The sequence below is a fragment of the Paraburkholderia sp. A1BS-2L genome (assembly GCF_051125205.1).
GTDB lineage: Bacteria > Pseudomonadota > Gammaproteobacteria > Burkholderiales > Burkholderiaceae > Paraburkholderia.
Window position 1 is genome coordinate 239,333 of the sequence record NZ_CP120429.1, and the last position, 23,371, is coordinate 262,703.

A 23,371-nucleotide genomic window follows, 5' to 3' on the forward strand; every position below is an offset into this window, starting at 1 on the left:
ATATGCCGTCGTCCAAATCCGGAGGCTAGAGTTTGTGAAATCACAACCGCAACCCTGTTGCATGGAACCGGAGCATGCGCACACGCGCCAACGCCGGTCGACACTGGAGGAAACAATGACTTCGCGCCCCGTCATCGACGACCTGTCGTCGTTCTGGATGCCGTTCACCGCCAACCGCCAGTACAAGGCCGCGCCGCGCCTGCTCGAATCAGCCAAGGGCATGTACTACCGCACGAGCGACGGCCGCGAGGTGCTCGACGGCAGCGCGGGCCTGTGGTGCGTGAACGCCGGCCATGCGCGCGACGAAATCGTCGCTGCCATTACGCAGCAAGCCAGCACGCTCGACTACGCGCCCACCTTCCAGATGGGCCACCCGCTTGCCTTCGAAGCCGCGCGCCGGATCGCCGACATCATGCCTGCCGGGCTCGACCGCATCTTCTTCACGAACTCGGGCTCGGAGTCCGTCGACACGGCGCTCAAGATCGCCCTCGCCTACCATCGCTCGCGCGGCGAAGGCCAGCGCACCAAGCTCATCGGCCGGGAGCGCGGCTATCACGGCGTGGGCTTCGGCGGCATTTCGGTGGGCGGCATCGGCGGCAACCGCAAGACCTGGTCGGGCCAGTTGCTCCCCGCTGTCGATCATCTGCCGCACACCCACGACCTCGAACACAACGCGTTCTCGAAGGGCCAGCCGGCATGGGGTGCCCATCTCGCCGACGACCTCGAACGCATCGTGGCGCTGCACGACGCCTCGACCATCGCGGCCGTCATCGTGGAGCCGGTGGCGGGTTCAACCGGCGTGCTGATTCCTCCGCAAGGTTATTTGCAACGCCTGCGCGACATCTGCACCAAGCACGGCATCCTGCTGATTTTCGACGAGGTCATCACGGGCTTCGGCCGCCTCGGCAAGGCCACGGCGAGCGAATATTTCGGCGTGACGCCCGACATCATCACGATGGCCAAGGCGATCAACAACGCAGCCGTGCCGATGGGCGGCGTCGCCGTGAGCCGCACGATCCACGACACGGTGGTGAACAGCGGCGCGCCTGGCGCAATCGAACTGTTCCACGGCTACACCTATTCGGCGCACCCGCTCGCCGCCGCATCCCTGATCGCAACGCAGGACCTGTATCGCCGCGAGGGGCTCTTCGAGCGCGCGCACAGCCTCGCGCCGAAGTTCGAAGCGGCGGCCCACGCGCTGCGCGATGCGAAGCATGTGAAGGACATCCGCAATCTCGGCCTCGTCGCGGGCATCGAACTCGATTCGCGCGACGGCGCACCGGGCGCGCGCGCCTATGAAGTGTTCGTGAAGTGCTTCGAGGCGGGCGTGCTGATCCGCTTCACGGGCGACATCCTCGCGTTCTCGCCGCCGCTCATCGTCACCGAAGAAGAGATCGAGCGTCTCTTCGGCACGGTGCGCGAAGTGCTGGCGAAGGTCCAGTAACGAAAGGCAACTCGCGCGCGCAAACCATGCGTGCAGCCAGACGGCCCGCGGCATGACCCTCGCGGGCCGTTTTTTTCGCCTGACCTTTCAGTTTGCTTTTTTTACGCGCACGCGCACGGCGTGCGGCATCGGCGTATCGTTTGTATATCGACACTGCGATGCCGCTCGCGGGCGGCGGCCGGAGGAAGGGCAATGAAGACACCGATCCGTATGGGCGCGCATATCGAAGGCGTCCACTGGGTGGCGGAATATCTCGCATCGACGCATGAAATCCGTGTGTTCCGCGATGGCCGCGAAATCGACACGTTCTCCGCGCCGGCCGCACTGCTGGGCGAAGAGGACGATGCGGGATCGGCCAGCGATGAAGCGAGCCGTGCCGAAGACGCTGCCGTGCTCGCAATCCTGCGGCGGTATGTGGCCGAACTCAATGCCGAAGAGTGAGGAGATGAGTGTGGCGCGCATGCTGCGCGCCACGTGATGCGGAATCAGCCCGCGCCGCCGGAGGGCGCTCCGCCGGAGGGCGCTCCGTCTTCCTCGCGGAAGATGCGATCGGCGAGATGGAACGCCGAATTGGCTGCAGGCACGCCGCAGTATATGGCCGTCTGCAGCAAGACCTCCTTGATCTCATCGCGCGTCACGCCATTGTTCTTCGCGGCGCGCAGATGAAGCGCCAACTCCTCGCTGCGATTGAGCGCCACCATCATGGCGATCGTAAGCAGGCTGCGCGTGTGGCGCGGCAAGTCCTCGCGCGTCCAGATCTCGCCCCACGCATAGCGCGTGATGAGCTTCTGGAACTCCTCGGTCACCTCATTGCGGTTGGCGATGGAACGGTCGACGTGCGCGTCGCCCAGCACCGCGCGACGCACCTTCATCCCCGCTTCGTAGCGCTCGTCTTCGTTCATTTCGACTCCTGCAGGAAGCCCAGCACGGTCTGGTTGAACTCGTCCGCCAGTTCGACGTTCGAAATGTGCGACGCGTTCAGTTCGACGTAACACGCGCCCGGCACCGATTCCGCGAGTTCGCGGCCTTGCGCGGGCGTGGCGGCCACGTCGTGGGTGCCCGAGATCACGAGCGTCGGCGCCTTGATCGACGCCGCCTCGCCACGCAGATCGGCGGCATTGATCGCTTCGCAGTTCGAAGCATAGCCATCCGCGTCGGTATGCACGAACACGTCGCGAGCCTGGTCGATCACGAGCGGATTGCGCGCCATGAATTCGGCCGTGTACCAGCGCGGCAACACAGCATCGGCGAGCGCGCGCATGCCTTCGTTGCGTGCCTTCGCCGCGCGCGGCAGCCACACTTCGGGCGTGCCGATCTTCGCCGCGGTGTTGCACAGCGCGAGGCGGTCAATGCGATTGCCAAAGCGCGCGCCGAGACCCACGCCCGTGAGGCCGCCCATCGAAACGCCAGCGAAATGCGCGCGTTCGATACCGAGGTGATCGAGCAGGCCGATCACGTCGCCGGTCAGTTGCTCGATGGTGTACGGGCCCGCCGGCGCCGCCGAATGGCCGTGGCCACGCGTATCGTAGCGCAGCACGCGGAAATGCTTCGAAAATGCAGCAAGCTGGGGCGTCCACATCGACACGTCGCTGCCAAGCGAATTCGACAGAACGAGCCACGGCGCGGTGGCGTTCCACGCACCGTCGATGCGGTAAAACAACTGGGTGTCGTTGACGGCTGCATGAGGCATGCGGTTACTCCTGATGAATCTGCGATGGTGAATGGGAAGCGCGCTGCACATACGACGCGAGCACCGCATCGACAAAGGCATGCGCCTGCCCCACATAATTGGCGGGATCGAGCAGCGCTCTCAGGCGCGCTTGGTCCAGATGTTGGGTAACGGCGGGGTCGGCCGCGAGTACGTCGTAAAGCGTACGCCCGGTTTGCACCGCCGCTTTCGATGCGTGCTCAACGAGATGGTGCGCATCGAGCCGGCCGATGTGATCGCCGAGCGCGAGCATCACCGCCTCGCCTAGAATCAGGCCGTGCGTGACGCCCAGGTTGGCGGCGAGACGCTCGGGCCGCACTTCCAGGCCGCCGGCGATCTGCTCGATCTGCGCGAGCGCACCGCCCGCGAGACGCGCAAGATCCGGCAGCGCATCCCACTCGGCCTGCCAGCCGCCGAGCGCGCGTTCGTGCTCCTGAACCATGCCCGAAAAAACCGTGGCGACAAGACCCGGCGCGCGCGCGGCAGCCGTCAGGACTGCTGCACAACCCACGGGATTGCGCTTGTGCGGCATGGTCGAGGAACCGCCCTTGCCCGCCGCCGCGGGCTCGCCCAGTTCGCCGACCTCGGTTTGCATCTGCAGCGAGATGTCGCGCGCGATTTTTCCGAGCGTGCCGATCAGCATGCCGAAGAAAGAAGCGGCCTCGGCAATGCGGTCGCGTTGCGTATGCCAGGGCAGCGCGGGCGCGGCAAGCCCGAGCTCCCTCGCGAGCTCCGCGCTCACCTGAGGCGCCGCTTCGCGCAGGCTCGCGAGCGTGCCCGCCGCGCCGCCGAATTGCAGCACGAGCGCGCGTTCGCGCAACGCCGCCAGACGTTCGCGGTGACGCAGCATCGCGTCGAGCCATTGCGCGAACTTCAGGCCGAGCGTGATCGGCAGCGCTTGCTGAAGCCAGGTGCGTCCCACTGCGGGCGTCGCGCGATGCACGCGCGCCAGATCGGCGAGCTTCGCGCAGGTCGCGTCGATGCCGGTTTCGATCAGCGCGAGTGCATCGCGCAATTGCAGCACGGTCGCCGTATCGATGATGTCCTGGCTCGTCGCGCCCCAATGCACGTATTTCGCAGCTTCGGGGTCGGCGGCCTTCACGCGCGCAGTCAGTTGCTTGACGAGCGGAATCGCCAGATTGCCGCCCAAGGCGGCGTCGCGCGCCAGCGCATCGGCATCGAGCTGGTTCGCCTCGCACGCCGCGACAATTGCCGCAATGGCAGTGCGCGGAATCACGCCGTGCGTGGCCGACGCCCGCGCCAGCGCCGCCTCCACGTCGAGCATGCGCTGCAGCGTGGCTGCGGGAGACCACACGGCGTTCATCGGCTCGGTGCCGCAGATCAGGCTCGTCAAGCGTTCAATCATGGATCGGTATGAATCGATTAGGAATGCGCGCAAACACAGATGGCGCGACGCCTGGCCACTATGCAGCCGGACATCGCGCCACGCGGGGCTTCATGCAATAAACTGCATTGCAGCAGTTTAAGCCGCGCGGCGATTCTGCGTCGCGTCGATCAACGGCACCCCGGCGAGCTTTTGCAGTGCATCGAAGTCGATATCCGAATAGATCTCGCGCACCGCGAGGCCTTCGAGCGTCACATCGAACGCGGCGAGATCCGTATAGATGCGGCCCACGCAGCCCACGCCCGTCACCGGGTACGAGCATTCGCTCACGAGCTTGCTTTCACCCTGCTTCGTGAGCAACTCCATCATGACGAACACTTGCTTCGCGCCGAGCGCGAGGTCCATCGCGCCGCCCACGGCCGGAATGGCATCGGGCGCGCCGGTGTGCCAGTTCGCGAGATCGCCCTTCACCGACACCTGGAACGCACCGAGCACGCAGTAGTCGAGATGGCCGCCGCGCATCATCGCGAACGAATCCGCGTGATGGAAAAATGCGCCGCCCGTAAGCAGCGTGACGTGCTGCTTGCCGGCGTTGATGAGTTCGTCGTCTTCCTGGCCGGGCGCAGGCGCGGGGCCCATGCCGAGCAGACCGTTTTCGCTGTGCAGGAAAATTTCCTTGCTCGGGTCGAGGTGGTTGGCCACCAGCGTCGGCACGCCAATGCCGAGATTCACATAAGCGCCCTCAGGAATGTCCTGAGCCACGCGTTGAGCCATTTCGTCGCGATTCAACCGTTTCATTTCTTGACTCCTCACTCAGGCGGCCTGGCCGGCTTGCAGCGATTGATGCGCCGTCTGCGGCACTGCCACGACGCGCTGCACGAAAATGCCGGGCGTCACGATGTTTTCCGGATTGAGCGCGCCGAGTTCGACGACCTCCGAAACCTGCGCAATAGCGACCTTGGCCGCACTCGCCATGATCGGGCCGAAATTGCGCGCGGTCTTGCGATAGACCAGGTTGCCCCAGCGATCGCCCTTATAAGCCTTGATGAGCGCGAAGTCGGCATGCAGCGGCGACTCCAGCACGTAATGACGGCCGTCGATGAGGCGCGTTTCCTTGCCGTCGGCCAGTTTCGTGCCATAGCCCGTGGGCGTGAAGAAACCGCCGATGCCGGCGCCCGCCGCGCGGATGCGCTCGGCCAGATTGCCCTGCGGCACGAGTTCGAGTTCGATTTCGCCGGCGCGATAAAGCGCGTCGAACACATACGAGTCGGTCTGGCGCGGGAACGAGCAAATGATCTTGCGCACCCGTTTGGCCTTGAGCAGCGCGGCAAGGCCGGTATCGCCATTGCCCGCGTTGTTGTTCACGATCGTGAGCTCGCGCGCACCTTGCGCGATCAGCGCGTCGATCAGTTCCGCGGGCATGCCGGCCGTGCCGAAGCCGCCGATCATCACCGTGGCGCCGTCGTGCACGTCGGCGACGGCGGCTTGAAGCGAATCGAAAATCTTGTTGATCATGCCTGTTCCTGAAAGCGATGCGCACCGCGGAGAGTCCACGCCACTTGATCGCGAAAAAGTTCTATATACGAACACTGATTCGTTTAGCGAACGTTCAGCGCATTATCGGAGCCTAAATGTGGACTTGTCAAGGCGGGAGTTCCTGACGCGGCAGTCGAGTGCATGTCGGGACGCGCGAGTATCGCGCAATCAAATTCTTGCACTTATGTTTATTCGATTTCGATATAGTGCATCTGACTGCCTACGCGCGCCCGCCCCATGCAAGAGCTCGACCTCAATCTAATCCCCTACCTCGTGGCGATGGACGAAACCCGCAACGTGAGCCGCGCCGCCGAGCGGCTGGGCGTTAGCCAGCCGCGCGTAAGCACGGCGCTCGGCAAGCTGCGGGAATATTTCGGCGACCCGCTGTTCGTGCGCACCTCGCACGGCATGGAGCCCACGCCGCGCGCGCTCGGCCTCATCCCCGCCGCGCGCGACGCCCTCATCCGGATCGAGAAAGGCATGCTCGAGGCCCACGACTTCGACCCGGCCACCAGCACACATACGTTTTCGATCGCGCTCTCGGACGTGGGCGAGATCGTGTTCCTGCCGCGCCTGTTGCAAATGTTTGCCGAACGGGCGCCCAACGCGAATCTGCGTTCAGTTTCGCTACCGCACAACCAGGTGGAGCGCGGCCTCGAGTCGGGCGACATCGATTTGGCCGTCGGCTACTTCCCCGACCTCGGCGGCAACAACTTTTTCCAGCAGCGCCTTTTTACGCATCGGTTCATCTGCCTGATGCGCAGCAGCCATCCGCTCGCCGGCAAGCCCCTGACCCTCGAGCAGTTTCTTGCACTCGGCCATGCCGTCGTGCGCGCCGAGGGCCGCAGCCAGGAAGTGCTCGAACGCTTCCTGGAGAAGAAGCGCCTGCACCGGCGCGCCGTGCTCGAAACCCCTCACTTCATGAGCCTGCCGTTCATTCTCACGCGCACCGACCTGATCGCCACCGTGCCGCATGCAATCGGCTTCGCCTATGTCTCGGAGCACGCCTCGATCGCGCTGGTGGAGCCGCCGCTGCCCTTGCCCCGCTTCGACCTCAAGCAGCACTGGCACCGCAAGTATCACAATGCACCGCGCGGAGAATGGCTGCGCGGCGTGGTGGCCGAACTGTTCAATGACGCGATGGACGAATGGCCCAAATGAAGCGCGCACCCGCACACGACGGCGCAAGCCATTGCAATATGCGCCATCATGCACGGATGCGCGCGAATCATGAAACAATGGTCGCCGGTGGTACGCGTCGCCGCGGCGTGGCCCACATGACAGGAGCCAATGCATGAGCGACGCAAAGAACGCAGAAAAAAACACTCGAAAAAAACCGAAGACCGGCGCGGGCCGGCCATCGCGCGAGCAGGCGGAAGAAGCCGTGCGCGTGCTGCTGCGCTGGGCCGGCGACGACCCCGCACGCGAAGGCCTGATCGATACGCCGGCGCGCGTCGTGCGCGCCTATGAGGAATTCTTCGCGGGCTACAACCACGACCCGCGCGAGATCCTGTCGCGCACCTTCTCGGAAGTGGACGGCTACGACGAAATGATCGTGCTGAAGGACATTCGCTTCGAGAGCTACTGTGAACACCACATGGTGCCGATCATCGGCCGCGCGCACGTGGCGTATCTGCCCGAGCATCGCGTAGTGGGCATTTCGAAGCTTGCGCGGCTCGTCGACGCTTTCGCCAAGCGCCTGCAGATTCAGGAAAAGATGACCGCGCAGATTGCCGACACGCTCAACGAGGTACTCCAGCCCAAAGGCGTGGGCGTGATTCTCGAAGCGGCACACCAATGCATGTCGACGCGCGGCGTGCACAAGGCGGGCGTGACGATGGTGACGTCGCGCATGCTCGGCACGTTCCGCAGCGACCCGTCCACGCGCCGGGAATTCCTGGCCATCGTCGGCAATCCGGGCGTAATGAGCGTGCCCAATACCTGAGGCCCTAGACACGCCCGGGCCGGCGCCGACAGACGTTCAGTGGCGCTTCAGCGGCACTCAGGACGCGCCGCTGTCACTGGCGATTTCGCGGATCTTGCCCTGGCGCACGCTGCTGCCCGGTGGCACGCTGTGCGTGAGCCATACATTGCCGCCGATCACCGAGCCCCGCCCGATCGTCACCCGGCCCAGAATGGTCGCGCCGGCGTAGATCACCACGTCGTCCTCGACGATCGGATGGCGCGCATTGCCCTTCACGAGCGTGCCATCGATATCGGCAGCGAAGCTCTTCGCACCCAGCGTCACCGCCTGGTACACACGCACGCGCTCGCCGATGATCGCCGTCTCGCCGATCACGACGCCCGTGCCGTGGTCGATGAAGAAGCTCGGACCGATCTGCGCGCCCGGGTGAATGTCGATGCCTGTTGCCGAGTGCGCGATTTCGTTGATGAAACGCGCGAGCAGCGGCACACCGAGCCGGTGCAATGCATGCGCAAGCCGATGATGCGTCATGGCCCAGACGCCGGGATAGCAGAGCAGGATTTCGGTGATGTGCTGCGCAGCCGGGTCGCCCGTGAACGCGGCCTGAATGTCGCTCACGAGCAGCGCGCGAATGCCGGGGAGCTGGTGACCGAATTCGCGGGCAATGTCGAAGGCGCGCTTGCGCAGCACCTCGTCGCCGGCTCCGGCGTTTTCGGGCAAAAAGCGCAGCGCGCGGCGAATCTGCTCGGCAAGCAGGCGCAGCGTGCTTTCGAGCGTATGACCGACGTAATAGTCGACGCTTTCGTCCGTCAAATCGGGCGCACCATAGTGCGTGGGGAACAGCGCGGCACGCAGGCCGGCGACAATGTTGATCACGCCGTCACGCGACGGCAGTTCGCGAATGCCGAGCGGGTGGCGGGTGCGGTGAAGCTCTTCGCGCGAAGCGCGCAGATCGGTGACGATCTGTTCGAGGCCCCAGTCGGGGTAAGCGGCATTGGACATGATGAAGCTGCGGGACGGCGCCGCCAGTAAGTGTATCGACCCCAGAGATTACCGCTTTTCGCGATAGTCCGCCGGGCGTCCCGAGCGCCGCCTCAGAGAGTGACGCTGCTAGCGTCGATCCAACGCACCGCCCAGTCGCGCGCATGGGCAATGGCGGCGGCTTCGTCGGAGAAGCGCAAGTCGGCTGGAAAGAAACGATTGGCAACGAGTTCGCCATCGCTCGAGCGCGAGATCACCACATAAGGCTGATATGTGCCGTCGCCGGCACGCGCCGGCGCACAATTGAGCAAATAACCGCGATGCGTGAATGCAGCGTCGAAGTGCATGTGTCTCATCCGCCCCTGACTGCTTTGTCCGTTTTTGTGAGCGCGTACAGGATCGTGCGGCAAAGCCACAGCCCGGCTATCGCTTAAGCCGTTAATTCTTATGCGCGCCAACTCGTTGAAAGAGGATCATACTCCCAGTAAATACGCCGATCCAACGAAAAAAATCCTGGATCGCTGGAGGCGTTCTCCTGGCGCACAGACTTGCATTTCCGCTGGATTCCGGGTTCGCTTCCAGTATTTTTGGAACACTTCGTGATGCAGTTTGATGCATCTGTTTGGTGCATCCGGTTCTTCATTGGCTTTCCTACGGAGGACACACCATGAACGGCTCCGACCGCAGCAATCACCCCGACGAAGCCACTACCAGCAACGCGTCGCTCGACAACAGCGTGCCGGAAGCGCCCGACGGTTTCGCGGGCTTCGATAGCCGCAGCCTCGCGCATCGCATGCCGTTTGCGCTCCAAACAGGCTTCGAGGCCGTCGACATGGGCATGGCCGCGCCGCCGGCGTACGACCTCGACGGACAGTTCGACGACCCGCGCGAGCTGGGCCAGCGCCGCAGCCCGGGACGCATTCACTTCGCCATCAACCATATGCGCCCGACGCGCGTGGTCGAACTGCATCGCAAACCCTGAGCTGCCCAAACATGCACTGAAACGCCTGGCGGACGCGTCTCGCCAGGCGAGCCGCAACGTGCCCGTGAACTTGTCAGGTCATTCGATCTGCATATCCCAGGTGCAGTGCGTCGCTACAACGCCGGTTCAATATTGCAGGCACAAAAATTCGCTCATGCGCATTAACAATCTTTCAAGTTCACGCGACGCATATTGCCCAGCGTTATTGCTCATTTAGATCAAGTCATCTATCGAATAAGCAATAAACCGCAAAAACCTATTCTGCGCGCCTGCCGCCGGAATTTTATGGCGAAAAAACAGTAGTTTTTGTTCTGTATTTGCAGAATAAGCACGCGGACGCGCGATGCGCGAGCGGAAACTCAAGGCGGAAGACCTTTGCTGCGGGGAGAAAAAGACGAGCCCTGCGGAATTTAGTGATAAATTGTTACATCAGAAGAAGCAAGGCGGCAGCCTGCCCAGGCGCCGCTTGCGGTCTGGCCCACCGCCGATGGAGAGTGTTGACGTGCCTCTACATTACATTGAGCAGATGTCATCCGTGCTCGACGCGCCCGAAGATGCGGCGTGGTTCGAGGCGGTGTCTCGGCTCGCCGCCTCATGGGGTTTCGGCCAAGTCATGCTGGCCATCCTGCCGCGTCCGGGCATGCGGCTCGAGGACGCGTTCATCCGGACCAATTACTCCGCCGTCTGGCGGCAAGCCTATAACGACCACGGCATGGCATATTTCGACCCGGTGGTCGCGCATTGCACGACGCGCTCGGCGCCGCTTATCTGGTCACCTGAACTCTTCGCCACCGAACAGCAGCAATCGATGTATGAAGAGGCGCGCTCGCACGGGCTACGTGCCGGCATTACATTGCCGATCCATGGCCCGCGTCAGGAGTCGGGCATGCTGTGCTTCGTCAACGACGCCAATCCGTCTGACTCGTTCTGGCAGGACGTGGACCGTGCGCTGCCGAATCTCGTGTTGCTTCGGGATCTCGTGCTCGACACGAGCCAGCGGCACCTGAACGATCACGCCCAGTCGCTGATTCCCAAGCTTACGCCGCGCGAAAAGGAATGCCTCAAGTGGACCGCGCTGGGCAAGTCCACTTGGGAGATTTCTCACATCCTGAATTGCTCCGAAGCCGTGGTGAACTTCCACATGAAGAACATTCGCGGGAAGTTCGGCGTAAATTCACGGCGGGCGGCAGCCGTGATTGCAACCCAGATGGGCCTTATTGACCCGGGCTGAGCATGGGCGTATCGGTGCGTCGAAGCACACGTTCCGCACGGCCCAGATCGCCATCCGAAATCGTTTTGTTGAAGTACAGACCCAGCAGGATCGATACCGGCGGCGGAATCTCCGCGCCCGACTCAAACCGGCTGCCGCGTGACTGCGTCACGCCGAACCGCGCCCAGAAGCGGCGCTGGCTCTCTTTCTTCTTCTTCCGATACGCGATGATCAGGACACGGTCGATTACCGACGACAGGTCCCCTCCAGTGTGAGAGGAATTCGCGCCCGCCTGCCATTGATGATTGTCCAGAAGTTCCATTTTGACTCTCGCTGTGTCAGAGATATGCCTGATGAGTGACTGCCGCCCAGCCATTCTCCAGAACTGACCCTCCCCGCGCACCTACCTATCTTGATAGGTGTTTTTTTATATTCATAACGCATAGCTTCGATCCATACCGCTACCCCCACACGCAAACGGGAGAGTTGTCATGCAAGCTGCGATTCGGATCGGACTACGCCAAGAATTCGACAACGAAGATATCAACGAGATGTACCGGCTGCGCGCGCGCGTATTTCGCGACCGCATGGGCTGGGATATTCCCACCATCGCGGGAATGGAAATCGACGGATACGACGCGCTCGGGCCCCACTATATGCTGATCCAGGACAATGACGGCAAGGTGCGCGGCTGCTGGCGCCTGATGCCGACCGAAGGGCCAAACATGCTGCGCGACACGTTCCCGCAGCTGCTGCACGGCCAGGCGGCGCCGGCGGGCCGGCATATCTGGGAGCTCAGCCGGTTTGCCATCGAGTCGGGCAATGACCACGCGTTTGGCTTTGCCGACGTCACCATGCATGCGATCCATTCGCTGGTCTCGTTTGCCGACCGCATGGGCATTTCGCGCTATGTGACCGTCACCACCACGCCGATCGAGCGGCTCCTGCGCCGCACCGGCATCGAGGTCGCGCGGCTCGGCGCGCCCGTGCGCATTGGCGTCGAAAACGCTGTCGCGCTGGAAATCGCCGTGGGCGCACAGACCCGCAATGCCCTTTTCGGGCCGATGGCCGCCGCAGCCTGAGATCCGCCACGGCCTACGGCATCGAGTCAGACGATTTTTTATTTTGTCTGACGAATCACGCGAAGGGTGGCCAAACGCCGCTGCAGTGGGCGAGCCGCCCAAGCAAATGTCAGGTCCAGTCCGGCGACGCTGTCACTCACTCACCCGAACCGATGCCGGTGCAGCGGCTACCGCGGCGACGCGGCTAAAGCGAATATGCGCGATGCGGCGCACGCACAGCGCCGCCACCAGCGCCGCGAAACCGGTCAGGCCGATGCCTAGATGAATGGCGTCAACCAGCACGTGCCGCACAGCTTCGATGAGCGCGGCACCGTCAAGGCCAGCGTCCTTCATGTGGGTCGTCAGCGCGCGGTGCAGCGCCGGGTCGATCAGCACACGCGGATCCGCGAGTTGCGGCTGCCAGCGCGCGGCGCCGGGCGCCCCCAGTACCGCGAGCGCGTCGCCGACGCCCGACGCATAGCGATGGTTCACGATCGTCGCCACGATGCTCGTGCCGAGCATGCCGCCCACCATGCGCGTGGATTGCAGCAACGCCGTCGTGATGCCGAAGCGCTCGCGCCCGGCAATCTCCTGCGCGAACACATTGAGATTGTTGAGGATGAAACCGAGCCCGATGCCCACCGCCGCCATCGCAAGCTCCAGCCACGGATGCGGCGTCGCGCGCGTAGCGAATGCGAGCCCCGACGAAGCACACACGAGCAGCCCAAAACCGACGCTCAAAATGCCCGTCGGCTTCTTCAGATGGATCACGATGCGCGTGTTGACGAGACTGCCGAGCGCAATGCACGCCGCGATCGGCGTCGCCAGCAGGCCGGCCTCCTGAGGCGAAAGACCGAACCCGCCCTGCAGCAGCAACGGTGCGAAAAAGATCAGCGAGAACATCACGAAGCCCGAGAGCGTCGAGAGGGTAAACAGCGTGACCAGTTGCGGATCGCGGAAGAGATCGAGCGGAATGATCGGATGCGTCGCGCGCCGCTCGCAAACCAGCAGGGCCACGGCCCCAACCGCCACGACAGCAATCAGCGCGAGATTGGTGGGTGTGGGGCCGTCTTTCGGCACGGCCTCGATGACGGCCTGGAACGCGCCCAGCACAAGCGCGACCAGCGCCGCACCAGTCCAATCGATGCGGACTTCGCCGGTCCGCCCATGGCGGTACGCGGGCAGATGCGCCCAAATGAAATAAAGTGCCAGTACACCGACCGGCAGATTCACCATGAAGGTGGAGCGCCATCCGAAATGCTCGGAGAGCCAGCCGCCCGACGAAGGCCCCGCTGCCGTGCCGATGCCGTAAGCCGCCGCCATGACCACCTGCCAGCGCACCCGCGCACGCGGGTCGGGAAAGAGATCGGGAATCGAGGCGAACGCGGTGCCTACCATCATCCCCCCGCCCACCCCTTGCAACGCGCGTGCCGCTGCCAGAAATCGCATGTCGGTGGCGAGCCCGCATAGCGTCGAGGCGACGGTAAACACGATCACGGCGGCAATCACGAAACGCTTGCGCCCGAAGTAGTCGCCCAGACGCCCGAACACCGGCACGGTCACGACCGACGCCAGCAAATAGGCGCTCGCGATCCACGCGTAATACTCGAAGCCGTGCAATTCGGCGACGATCGACGGCAATGCGGTACTGACAACGGTTTGATCGAGCGCGACCAGCATGTTCACGAGGCCGATGCCGAGCATGGCCAATAGCGCGTCGCGAAACGGCAAGGGGGTGTGTGCGGAAGTCACTGATTGGAATGCTGCGGCGCGCCGGTACGAAAGAGAGGCAAAGATAACGGGCTGGCAGGACATGCGCAACCGGGCAGATGGCAGAGCACCGTCCTACCTACTGACAGCGCCGAAGCGACCCAAGACGGACAACACGCCACACTCCGACGCGATTTTTTTGATATTCCTTCTGGCACATTCCATTTTTCATACTGCGGCACTGCAATTTTCTGAGCAATCATTTAAGCTTTTTAGAGTTAACGAGACACAGCACAAGATCACGGGCGGGCATGCCCCGAATCCGTGCAGTCCCACTCTAGCGGAGGCTCCATGTATCAACGCATTCTGGTAGCGGTCGACGGCAGCGAAACGTCGCGCCGCGCATTCGACGCCGCGCTCGAACTGGCGAAGGCTATGGGGTCGACGCTGCAACCGTTCTACGTGATCGAAAACACGCCGATGTATTTCGATGCGCCGGGCTACGATCCTTCCATCCTGCGCAATCAAATGATCGCTCAGGGCAAGGAACTCGCGGACCACATGAACAAGGTGCTGCGCGAGCGCGGCGTGCAGGGCGAGATGCTGACCGGCGAGGCATCCTCGCTCGACGACGTGCCCACGCTCGTGCTCAACGCGGCGAAGGCGAACGGCGCCGACCTGATCGTGATGGGCACGCATGGGCGGCGCGGTTTTCAGCGGCTGATTCTCGGCAGCGTGGCCGAGCGCTGCGTGCGCCAATCGACCCTGCCGGTCCTGTTGATTCCTTCTGCCGCAGGTGTATCCGCGACGGATACCGAATAGCCACTGGATAGCCATCCGGATAGGAAGCGCCGAATGGCCACGAATTAAAAGATAACGCTCGAATTCCCACCTTTTTGAATCCGCTTGAGCCCGATCACTTGCCGCGAAACCGGCTTCTGACAAGGCGCAAGCGGATCTATCTCATATGCGCGGCGTTTTGCCGCCATTTTAAGATTTAAGCGCGGTGTGACAATGCTCCAAAAATCGATTACAGGAGCAAGCCAATGCTGACCCCTACCGTCGTATCGCACACCACTGTGCGCCGTGCCAGCCGTAATTCCCCAACGAGCCCTCGCACTTCCGCGCGTTGCTCGAGTTGCGCCATGCGTCATCTGTGTATGCCTCAAGGGCTAGCCGCCGATGATCTGCCGAAGCTCGAAGCGCTCATCTGCAATGCGCGCAGTGTGCGGCGCGGCGAAGCGCTCTATCGCGCCGGCGACCCGTTCGACACACTCTATGCGGTTCGCTCCGGATCGCTGAAAACCGTCATGGCACACCGCGACGGCCGCGAGCAGGTCACGGGCCTGCGCCTGGCCGGCGACCCGCTAGGCATCGACGGCATCAGCACCGATTTCCACACTTGCAGTGCCGTGGCGCTCGAAGACAGTTCGGTGTGCATCATCCCCTATTCGGCGCTCAAGCACCTGTGCCGCGAAACCGGCGCCATGCAGGACCGCCTGCACCGGCTCATGAGCGAGCAACTCATTCGAGAATCGTCGCAGATGATGGTGCTGGGCTCGCTTTCCGCCGACGAACGCGTGGCAGCCTTCTTGCTCGACGTCTCAGAGCGCAACGGCCAGCGCGGCTACTCGCACGCGGAATTCAACCTGCGCATGACGCGGGAAGACATGGGCAGCTATCTCGGCATGACGCTCGAAACGGTCAGCCGAACCCTGTCAAGATTTCAAAAGCGTGGCCTGATCGACACGCAGGGCAAGCTCATCCGCATCATCGACATCGAAGGCCTGCGCCATCTGTAAACGAAGGTCCCTCACGCGCGCCGCCCCGGTTTGCGGCGTGTGGCCGGTTACGTCTCCAGAATCTCCCATTTACGCGCCCCCGCCCGGGCGCGTGTAACAGCGTTGGCACGGCTCCTGCGCAGCGGTAAAGTTCGTTCACCGCCCCAGTCAGGAGACTCGCCGCAATGCAGCTCCCGTCCCCGCCCACACTCGCCGCACGGCTCGCCCAAGCGCGCGCCGCCAGCGACGCGCTCTTTGCCGTCGTCAAGCCCGAATTCCTCTACGAACGCCCGATCCGCGAGCGCCACCGCATCGTGTTTTACATCGGCCATCTCGAGGCGTTCGACCGTAATCTGTTCGACAAACGCCTGTTCGACCTGCCGTCCGCCGATCCGCGCCTGGACCAGTTATTCGCGTTCGGCATCGACCCCGTCGACGGCGCGCTGCCCACCGACACCCCCGCAGATTGGCCCAGCCGTGCCGAAGTGCGCGACTATGCTCGCGACGCTCGCGCGCGCATCGATGCGCAGCTCGCCACGCTCGACTTGCCGCCCACTGTGTCCCAGCACGATATCGGCGCTCAATTGCTGAATGTGGCCATCGAGCATCGCCTGATGCACGTCGAAACCCTCTCCTACATGCTTCATCAATTGCCGTTCGCGCAGAAGGTCGCCCCCGCCTCGGCACGCGAAATCGCCGATCACCTCTACGTTGCGACGCCGTCGATGGTGCGCGTGCCGGCGGGCCGCATCGAGCTCGGCATGACGCATGAGCGCGGTGTCTTCGGCTGGGACAACGAGTTCGGCGAGGAGCAGGTGGAGGTGGCTGCGTTCGAGATCGATCGCTACATGGTGACCAACGGCGCGTGGCTCGAATTCATCGTCGATGGCGGCTATCGGCACAAGGCGTTGTGGAACGACGACGATTGGGCGTGGAGGGAAGCCGAAGGCATCGAACACCCGGTCTTCTGGGTGCGCACCGACGACGGCTGGCGCCTGCGCACGATGTTCGAGGATGTTGCGCTGCCGCGTGCATGGCCGGTCTATGTGAGCCACGCGGAAGCCAGCGCGTTCGCGCGCTGGCGCGGCGCCCGGTTGCCGACCGAGGCCGAATGGCAGCGCGCGGCGCACGGCGCATTGCCAGGCGCCACCGACAACTTCGACTTCCGGAACTGGAACCCTGTCGCCGTGGACGCGACACCGGACAGCGCGAGCACATGGGGCGTGGAAGGGCTATACGGCAACGGCTGGGAATGGACCTCGACGCCATTCGGCCCGCTGCCCGGATTCGAGGCATTTCCGTTCTACGAAGGCTATTCGGCGAATTTCTTCGACGGCCAGCATTATTCGATGAAAGGCGGTTCCGCGCGCACCGCGGGCTGCATGATGCGCCCTACGTTCCGCAACTGGTTTCAGCCGCACTATCAGTATGTTTATGCGGGATTTCGTTGTGCACGCAACGTGTAGCCATGAAAACATAGGTTGACGCGAAACGCGCACTTCGCACCCATGCGGGCGGGCAGTGCGCGCGAGTAAGTCGTGTCCGCATCGAAGATCAAACCGATACGAATGTTTTATCGACGGCGGGTTTCCAGTGCTCCGCAACGGCCTTGTCAGGTATGCGCACCGTGGCAAGCAGCGGCACGTAGCCATGCAGCCTTGCTTCGCTCACCGCCAGTCTCTCGGAACGGAGCAGTTCCGCCGAGAGCTTCGTCCCATCCTGGGTTTCAATGCGGTATCCATCGATGGGGCCCCACTGGCCCTTCGGCACGGGTTCTATATAAACATGCAACATCTCGTCTCTCCACAGGTTTAGAAAATTCCGGAACGCGCGAACGTTCGCCATGGCTAAAGCGTATCGGGATAAACATCGCTCGCGGCTCCATATCCGACAGAAATTAGTAGAAATAAAATTCATTAATTTCAATGAGATAGGAAAAATATATTGCAATGTGAAATTACATTCGCCCATATGCAATGCACACATATTGCATCGCCGCAGATTTTTCTGGCATACGCGACATCATTTCATAATATGAAATTTAGACGGAAGTATCGCACGCGCGAAGATTTCCTCTTCATTTAATTGCAAGGCTAATTATTCGTTATCCTTATTTTTATTCGAATCCAGGCGGCATAAAAAAATTGCGTGGCTTGTAAAGACGTAATGCGCTGCCTATGTTCATAACTGCGTCACCGTGCCCGTGCGAAGCTCCAGCGCATAGCCAAGGGCTGCCCTATTCAGGAGAGCATGCTCATGCTCGAAAGAACACGCATTCATGCTGCGCTCTTCGTCGCTACGATCGCGGCCGTCGCGCCTTCCGCCCAGGCGCAAAACACCATTGACTGGATTGCCAATACCTATGGCACCCTCGCCGCCCATGTGGGTAACACCGCGCGTTCCATGTGGGTTGCGCCCGAAGGTGTCATCTATACGTCGTCCATGTGGGACGAGTACGAGGGTGGCGTGGCGATCTATCAGGATGGCAAGAGCTTCGGCTCGATCGGCTCGCATGGCGAATTCCAGGGCAGCGCGATCACGGGCAACGCCACTTCGATCTTCGCGGCGCTGCAATACAGCAAGTCGTACGGAAGCGGCGCGGTCGGACGATACAACCGCGCCACCAAGACGCGCGACCTGCTCATTCAGGTCAGCGCAGCGAACAACCAGCCCCGGGTCGATGTAGTCACCGGGCTCGCCACGGCGGGCTCGCTCCTCTATGCAAGCGACTTCTATGGCAATCGCGTGCGGGTCTTCACCACCAACGGGGTCTGGCAGCGGGACATCTCGGTCCAAAGTCCAGGCGCGCTCGCGCTCGATCGCGCCGGCAATGTCTGGGTCGCACAGAAAAGCGAAGGCACGGTCGTCGGCTTCAGCCCATCCGGCGCGCTACTGAACACCATCCGGTTGCCGAGCGGTTCGCGGCCGTCGGCGCTCTATTTCGATGCGTCGTTGGGGCAACTCATGGTCGGGGACGAAGGCCCCGACATGAACATCAAGCGCTACACCCTTTCGCGCACGCCCACGCTGGCGGGCACTTTCGGCGTGCGGGGCGGCTATCTCGACACCACGAAGGGCATCAAGGGCCAAGTCGGCGCGCAGCGCTTCACCCGCGTTGCAGGCATCGGCAAGGACACTGCGGGCAACCTCTATGTGCTCAACAACCCGTGGGGCGGCAGTTGGGATCTGGGCCGCGACGGCGGCACCGACGTTCATGCGTATGACCCGGCCGGCGCCCTGCGCTGGACGCTCCAGTCGCTGAACTTCGAGGGCGTCGCGGCCCCGGACCCGGCCACGGACGGCGCCCTGTTCTATGGCGGCACCAACATTTATTCGGGCAGCGCGGGAGGCACCTTCGTCGCGAACACGGTCGATCCCGTTGCGTATCCGTCGGATCCGCGCATCAACGTCAACGACACCCAGCGCGACGAGCATTTCGGCCAGCTCGTCGCCGTCGGTGCGAACCGGATTCTCGTGGCGTCCGGACAGAATCCGCCGATTTTCTACTTTTTCCACTTCAACGCGGCGAACGGCTATATCGCCATTCCCGATGCATCGATTCCCGGCCCGGTGTTCCAGACCAGCCTGCGGGTCACCCACGGCTTCAGCCTCGACAGCAAAGGCGGCGTGTGGGCCGGCCTGGACAAGACCGGCAATATCTACCACTATCCGCTCGCCGGCTTCGACGCCAGCGGCAAGCCCAGTTGGCGAGCCGGCGTCCCCTTTCGCATTCCCGCCAGCGTCGAGCCGCTCACGCGCATCGTCTACCTCGCCGACAGCGACACCATGATCCTCGCCCAGGGCATCATCGGCAGCACCGACTGGACGGCGATCGGCACGCGCATCGAGGTGTATCACGGCTGGCTCGCGGGCAACACCACCGTGCCCAATCCAGTGATCGAGCTGCCCAGCACCGGCGCCAAGGCGATCGATGCGGCCGGCAACTATCTGTTCGTCGGCTATTGGTTCAGCAGCATCAGCGGACCGGCCAGGCCAAACATCGACGCCTTCAGCCTGACGACCGGCAAGCTCGACGCCACGCTGGTCAACCCCCGTCCCACGACCGTGGACGCCAGCAGCGCCATCGATTCGATGTACGGCATCCGGGCCTACCTTCGCTCGACCGGCGAGTACGTCGTCACGAAGAACAATGTCAAGGGTAACAGCGTCACGGTGTATCGCTGGACGCCCTGAATTCGTCTGGCTATGTAGGAAAACGCTGACAGCCCTACTGTTGCGACTACATCAAGTTCGCTGGCCGCTGATTTCATTTACCCCCCGCCAAAGCAATACTTCCGTCACCCGAGCGACACACGATCGCGCCAGCGCCAGCCGGTCGCCGGGAAACATCGAAGTGGCCCTTGAGCGGGGGAACATCATGAATAGCGCCGACACTCTGCAGTCCATTCAGGAACTCAATCTGTCCTACCTCGCGCTTGCGCAGCGCCTGCTGCGCGACGACCGCCCGGCGGGCATGTTCCGGCTCGGCCTGTCCGAGCAGGTGGCCGACCTGCTGGCCGGGCTGACGCTGGCGCAAATCGTCAAGCTCTCGGCCTGCAATCAGTTGCTGTGCTTCTTCCGGATCAACGACCATCAAATGCTGTCCGTGCTGGCGACGCCCGGAAAGGACGCCAACAAGCACATCGATATTGCTCACACACATGCAGCCGTGCTGCTCGCGGGCCAGCCCGCCGAACAATTCGCGTGACCGGACTGAGGCGAGCCATGGCCAGGATCAGCATTATCGAAGACGCAAGGGAAGTGGTGCGCGCAAGCGCATTGATCGAACTCGGCGCACGGATGCAGGTGCTCGAAAGCGAGCTGGCACTGCCGCGCGACCGGTTGATCCGGCTCTATCACGAGATCAAAGGGGAGTCGCCGCCAAAAGGCATGCTGCCGTCTTCCGCCGACTGGTACATGACGTGGCAGGCCAACATCCACGCCTCGCTGTTCTACAACACGTATGTGTTCCTCAAGGACTCGGCGGGCTGCTCGCATCTCGACGCACTCACCAAGGGATTTCGCCTGTATCGGGAACACTGCATGCACAACAGTCTCGAGATGCAGCTCGATCTGACCCGCGCCTGGACGCTGGTGCGCTTCTTCAACGGCGGAATCCTGCAGTTAACTTCATGCCGCCGCTGCGCGGGCAAGTTCGTGATCCACAAATACGATGCACCGGAGGGCAAGGTCTGTGCGATTTGCCAGCCGCCTTCACGCGCGGGCAAGCCCGCGAAGGCCAAGCGGCCCCTCCCTACACCGGTTCCTCTCGATTCAGAGCGCTCGCCGGCAGGCTGACCGACAAGCGGAATCCCTCACCCGGCGCCGTATCGACCGACACCGCGCCGTTCAATTGCCGGACCCGCTCGCGAATGCCGAGCAAACCGAACGACTGCTCCTTGTGCATCGCGCTAACCGCCGAACCGCGCCCGTTGTCGGCCACCCCGACCCGGCACGCATCGCCGTCCAGCACGACCTCGACCTGCACTTCGGTGGCTTCCGAATGCTTGGCAATGTTCGTGAGCGCCTCTTGGACGATCCGGTACACCGCCGTGGCCGCCGCCGAATCGATATTCAGATCGTCGATGTCGATGAGCAGATCCACCACGATCCCATTGCGGCTTTCGAAATCGCCGGCGAGCCATTCGAGCGCCGGCACAAGCCCGAGGTCGTCGAGCACGGTCGGGCGCAGCCCCGCCGCGATATGGCGCACCGATCTCACGGTTTCGTCGATCAGCGTCATCATCGAGCGCGCCCGGCCGCGCAGCGCGGGCGCCATCGTGCGGTCGTCGAGATCGCTTTCGAGCATCGTCAGGTCGATCTTCAGCGCGGTCAGCCGCTGACCGAGATCGTCGTGCAGCTCGCGCGCGATGCGCTTTTGCTCCTCCTCGCGCGCCGCCTGGATACCCGCCGAGAGATGCCCCAGATGCTCGAGTTCCTTCACGCGCATGCGCTCGCGCATGTCCCGGCGCATGTCGCGGCGCGTGAGCGCGACGAGCCGCGCATAGAGCGTGCCGCTCTCGACCAGCAGCACGATCAGCACGAAGCTCGCCGCCAGCAGGCCATATATCCGCCCCGCATAAAACCCGAGATCGAAGCGGCCATGGTTGAGCATCGCGGCGAGCGCGATGTCGATCATCCACGCCACCATCACGACCATCAGCCACATGTCGAGCGCCGTGCGCTTGCCGTGCCGCCACAGCATGGCGAGCGCGAACGGGCTCGCCAGCCACACCGCGCCGATCACCCAGCGGTACGCCCAGGTAAAGCGCCCGTTCACGAGCAGATCGGGCAGCAGCGCCTTGCCCATCGTGGCGAAGGCGGTCAGGACACAGACGAGCGCCGCCGCAGCCAGCACGCACCATGCGATCGATGCGCGCGCGGAACGCCGCGGCATGGCGCGACGTTCACCGTGAGCGGCCTTGCCGAGCAGCACATAGGCCGTGACGAAGCAGGGAAAACCGGCGTGCCAGAACATATAGATCCACGCGGTGCTCTGCGAGCCGGCGCCTAGCAAGCCGGCGGGCGCGAACAAGCCCGGGAACGTGAGGCCATGCACAATGGTCATGCCGGCGGTGAAGAGATAGCCGCTGCCGAGCGCGAGCAGCGCACGCGAGCGCAGCGAACTGAACTGGCCGAACAGCAGCATGGCCGTAATCAGGTCGTTCATCACCAGCGCCGATTCGTAGATCGGGATGAATGCCCCCACCACCGGCAGCGGACGCTTCGCAAACGGCGCAAATACCGCGAATAGCGCGCAACTCGCGAGAATGACCGTGAGCGCGAGCCGCCGCTCGCTGCGCCCCGCGGGCAAGGTCGAAAGAAACATCTGGTTGCCGTCGTCTCGATCGCGACCCATGCGCCTGCCTGGAAAAGAATCGGGAAAAGGCATTTGAGCAGAGGATGCATGTCGAAGGCAACTATTGCATACTGGCTCCTGGCAACAGGATTACCCGCAGCGGGATGACCCACAGCGACTCGCCGTAGCCATCGCATGACTTTCCCGCGACCAGCGGCACAGCTGGAGGACACTCACTCATGATCCAAGTTTTGATCGCCGACGACCACGCGCTCGTGCGTGACGGTCTACGCCATATCCTGCAGAACGCCAGCGGATTCGACGTGGTCGGCGAGGCGCGCGACGGCGCGAGCACGATCGCGCTGATCCGCTCGACGCCGGCGCGCGTGCTGCTGCTCGATCTGTCGATGCCGGGACGCAACGGCGTTGAGTTGATCAAGCAGATCAAGGAGGAAAAGCCCGAACTGCGCATCCTCGTGCTGACCATGCACGCCGAGCAGCAATACGCAGTGCGGGCGTTCAAGGCCGGCGCATCCGGCTACCTGACCAAGGAAAGCGCTGGCGCGGAACTGGTCTCGGCCGTCACCAAGGTGGCGGCGGGCGGCGTGTACGTGAGCCTGGCAATGGCCGAGCAGTTCGCGCAGAGCCTGAACGAACCGGCCGACGCACTGCCTCACCAGCGTCTCTCCGACCGCGAGTTCGACGTGTTCCGGCGCCTGGCCGCCGGCGAGACCATCACCGAAATCGCCCAGGCGCTCTGCGTGAGTGCGAAAACGGTCAGCACTTACAAAACGCGCATCCTGGAAAAAATGCGTGTACCGCACGAGGCCGCGCTCGTGCGCTATGCGATGCGCCACAAGCTCTTCGAAGATAACGACGAGGTCTAGCGC

General features: G+C 63.1%; 24 protein-coding genes and 1 pseudogene. 14 read left to right on the plus strand and 11 right to left on the minus strand.

Going from position 1 to position 23,371, the window contains the following annotated elements:
• The first annotated feature begins 115 nt into the window (after positions 1 to 115).
• Positions 116 to 1,444: an aspartate aminotransferase family protein gene (locus tag P5W98_RS15855; protein ID WP_421025357.1), complete on the plus strand. Its 1,329-nt coding sequence runs from the start codon at positions 116 to 118 to the stop codon at positions 1,442 to 1,444.
• 192 nt (positions 1,445 to 1,636) lie between these two features.
• A complete protein-coding gene (locus P5W98_RS15860) occupies positions 1,637 to 1,885 on the plus strand; it encodes a hypothetical protein (protein ID WP_421025356.1) in 249 nt (82 codons plus the stop codon).
• 44 nt (positions 1,886 to 1,929) lie between these two features.
• On the opposite strand, the gene pcaC is transcribed toward P5W98_RS15860, so the two are convergent.
• The 5 genes from pcaC to P5W98_RS15885 form a co-directional block, all read right to left on the minus strand.
• Positions 1,930 to 2,346, minus strand: coding sequence for a 4-carboxymuconolactone decarboxylase (pcaC, locus tag P5W98_RS15865; protein WP_421025355.1), 417 nt, complete (start codon positions 2,344 to 2,346; stop codon positions 1,930 to 1,932).
• Complete coding sequence (gene pcaD / locus P5W98_RS15870) at positions 2,343 to 3,134, minus strand: 3-oxoadipate enol-lactonase (RefSeq protein ID WP_421025354.1); 792 nt, start codon at positions 3,132 to 3,134, stop codon at positions 2,343 to 2,345. The genes pcaC and pcaD overlap by 4 nt, the downstream gene beginning before the upstream one ends.
• A 4-nt stretch (positions 3,135 to 3,138) precedes the next feature.
• Positions 3,139 to 4,518 (minus strand): 3-carboxy-cis,cis-muconate cycloisomerase, encoded by a 1,380-nt coding sequence (locus P5W98_RS15875; RefSeq protein WP_421025353.1) that lies wholly within the window; start codon positions 4,516 to 4,518, stop codon positions 3,139 to 3,141.
• A 117-nt stretch (positions 4,519 to 4,635) separates the two neighbouring features.
• Positions 4,636 to 5,295 carry a 3-oxoacid CoA-transferase subunit B gene (locus tag P5W98_RS15880; protein WP_421025352.1) on the minus strand — a complete coding sequence of 220 codons (660 nt, stop codon included), beginning with the start codon at positions 5,293 to 5,295 and terminating at the stop codon, positions 4,636 to 4,638.
• Positions 5,296 to 5,310: 15 nt separating this feature from the next.
• The gene (locus tag P5W98_RS15885; protein WP_421025351.1) at positions 5,311 to 6,012 is read right to left on the minus strand and encodes a 3-oxoacid CoA-transferase subunit A; all 702 of its coding nucleotides are present in this window, start codon (positions 6,010 to 6,012) and stop codon (positions 5,311 to 5,313) included.
• 258 nt (positions 6,013 to 6,270) lie between these two features.
• On the opposite strand from P5W98_RS15885, the gene P5W98_RS15890 reads away from it, so the two are divergent.
• Together P5W98_RS15890 and folE are read left to right on the plus strand one after the other, a co-directional pair.
• The gene (locus tag P5W98_RS15890; protein WP_421025350.1) at positions 6,271 to 7,194 is read left to right on the plus strand and encodes a LysR family transcriptional regulator; all 924 of its coding nucleotides are present in this window, start codon (positions 6,271 to 6,273) and stop codon (positions 7,192 to 7,194) included.
• 133 nt (positions 7,195 to 7,327) lie between these two features.
• Entirely contained in the window at positions 7,328 to 7,978 is a 651-nt protein-coding gene (folE, locus tag P5W98_RS15895; protein WP_421025349.1) for a GTP cyclohydrolase I FolE, read from the plus strand.
• Positions 7,979 to 8,035: 57 nt separating this feature from the next.
• Here folE and epsC read toward each other — a convergent pair whose 3' ends face one another.
• The gene (epsC, locus tag P5W98_RS15900; RefSeq protein WP_421025348.1) at positions 8,036 to 8,959 is read right to left on the minus strand and encodes a serine O-acetyltransferase EpsC; all 924 of its coding nucleotides are present in this window, start codon (positions 8,957 to 8,959) and stop codon (positions 8,036 to 8,038) included.
• 92 nt (positions 8,960 to 9,051) lie between these two features.
• Positions 9,052 to 9,285: a hypothetical protein gene (locus tag P5W98_RS15905; RefSeq protein ID WP_028222781.1), complete on the minus strand. Its 234-nt coding sequence runs from the start codon at positions 9,283 to 9,285 to the stop codon at positions 9,052 to 9,054.
• 320 nt (positions 9,286 to 9,605) lie between these two features.
• On the opposite strand from P5W98_RS15905, the gene P5W98_RS15910 reads away from it, so the two are divergent.
• Both P5W98_RS15910 and P5W98_RS15915 read left to right on the plus strand, forming a co-directional pair.
• Positions 9,606 to 9,920, plus strand: coding sequence for a DUF3005 domain-containing protein (locus P5W98_RS15910; protein ID WP_421025347.1), 315 nt, complete (start codon positions 9,606 to 9,608; stop codon positions 9,918 to 9,920).
• Positions 9,921 to 10,446: 526 nt separating this feature from the next.
• Complete coding sequence (locus tag P5W98_RS15915; RefSeq protein ID WP_421026994.1) at positions 10,447 to 11,151, plus strand: helix-turn-helix transcriptional regulator; 705 nt, start codon at positions 10,447 to 10,449, stop codon at positions 11,149 to 11,151.
• On the opposite strand, the gene P5W98_RS15920 is transcribed toward P5W98_RS15915, so the two are convergent.
• A complete protein-coding gene (locus P5W98_RS15920; protein WP_421025346.1) occupies positions 11,135 to 11,452 on the minus strand; it encodes an XRE family transcriptional regulator in 318 nt (105 codons plus the stop codon). The two genes, P5W98_RS15915 and P5W98_RS15920, sit on opposite strands and share 17 nt — an antisense overlap.
• Before the next feature lie 169 nt (positions 11,453 to 11,621).
• Between P5W98_RS15920 and P5W98_RS15925 the strand changes: the two genes are divergently transcribed.
• Positions 11,622 to 12,212 (plus strand): acyl-homoserine-lactone synthase, encoded by a 591-nt coding sequence (locus P5W98_RS15925; RefSeq protein WP_421025345.1) that lies wholly within the window; start codon positions 11,622 to 11,624, stop codon positions 12,210 to 12,212.
• A gap of 132 nt (positions 12,213 to 12,344) precedes the next feature.
• Here the strand turns inward: P5W98_RS15925 and P5W98_RS15930 are convergent, their stop codons facing one another.
• Entirely contained in the window at positions 12,345 to 13,895 is a 1,551-nt protein-coding gene (locus P5W98_RS15930) for an MFS transporter (protein WP_421026993.1), read from the minus strand.
• 357 nt (positions 13,896 to 14,252) lie between these two features.
• Here P5W98_RS15930 and P5W98_RS15935 point away from each other — a divergent pair, with 357 nt between their 5' ends.
• The 3 genes and pseudogenes from P5W98_RS15935 to P5W98_RS15945 all read left to right on the plus strand — a co-directional run.
• Positions 14,253 to 14,723, plus strand: a complete 471-nt coding sequence (locus tag P5W98_RS15935; protein WP_421025344.1) for a universal stress protein — start codon at positions 14,253 to 14,255, stop codon at positions 14,721 to 14,723.
• A gap of 224 nt (positions 14,724 to 14,947) precedes the next feature.
• Positions 14,948 to 15,703 (plus strand): helix-turn-helix domain-containing protein, encoded by a 756-nt coding sequence (locus P5W98_RS15940; RefSeq protein ID WP_421025343.1) that lies wholly within the window; start codon positions 14,948 to 14,950, stop codon positions 15,701 to 15,703.
• A 160-nt stretch (positions 15,704 to 15,863) separates the two neighbouring features.
• Positions 15,864 to 17,148 (plus strand): annotated as a pseudogene (locus P5W98_RS15945) (SUMF1/EgtB/PvdO family nonheme iron enzyme); the annotation flags it as partial.
• An 88-nt stretch (positions 17,149 to 17,236) separates the two neighbouring features.
• Here the strand turns inward: P5W98_RS15945 and P5W98_RS15950 are convergent.
• A complete protein-coding gene (locus P5W98_RS15950; protein ID WP_421025342.1) occupies positions 17,237 to 17,476 on the minus strand; it encodes a hypothetical protein in 240 nt (79 codons plus the stop codon).
• A 462-nt stretch (positions 17,477 to 17,938) separates the two neighbouring features.
• Between P5W98_RS15950 and P5W98_RS15955 the strand changes: the two genes are divergently transcribed.
• The 3 genes from P5W98_RS15955 (at position 17,939) to flhC (ending at position 20,980) form a co-directional block, all read left to right on the plus strand.
• The gene (locus P5W98_RS15955) at positions 17,939 to 19,876 is read left to right on the plus strand and encodes an SMP-30/gluconolactonase/LRE family protein (protein WP_421025341.1); all 1,938 of its coding nucleotides are present in this window, start codon (positions 17,939 to 17,941) and stop codon (positions 19,874 to 19,876) included.
• 181 nt (positions 19,877 to 20,057) lie between these two features.
• A complete protein-coding gene (flhD, locus tag P5W98_RS15960) occupies positions 20,058 to 20,390 on the plus strand; it encodes a flagellar transcriptional regulator FlhD (protein WP_421026992.1) in 333 nt (110 codons plus the stop codon).
• A gap of 17 nt (positions 20,391 to 20,407) precedes the next feature.
• Positions 20,408 to 20,980: a flagellar transcriptional regulator FlhC gene (gene flhC / locus P5W98_RS15965; RefSeq protein ID WP_421025340.1), complete on the plus strand. Its 573-nt coding sequence runs from the start codon at positions 20,408 to 20,410 to the stop codon at positions 20,978 to 20,980.
• Here flhC and P5W98_RS15970 read toward each other — a convergent pair.
• Complete coding sequence (locus P5W98_RS15970) at positions 20,937 to 22,541, minus strand: sensor histidine kinase (RefSeq protein ID WP_421025339.1); 1,605 nt, start codon at positions 22,539 to 22,541, stop codon at positions 20,937 to 20,939. The two genes, flhC and P5W98_RS15970, sit on opposite strands and share 44 nt — an antisense overlap.
• 179 nt (positions 22,542 to 22,720) lie before the next feature.
• On the opposite strand from P5W98_RS15970, the gene P5W98_RS15975 reads away from it, so the two are divergent.
• On the plus strand, positions 22,721 to 23,368 hold the full coding sequence (locus P5W98_RS15975; protein WP_421025338.1) for a response regulator: 648 nt from the start codon (positions 22,721 to 22,723) through the stop codon (positions 23,366 to 23,368).
• Positions 23,369 to 23,371: the final 3 nt, after the last annotated feature.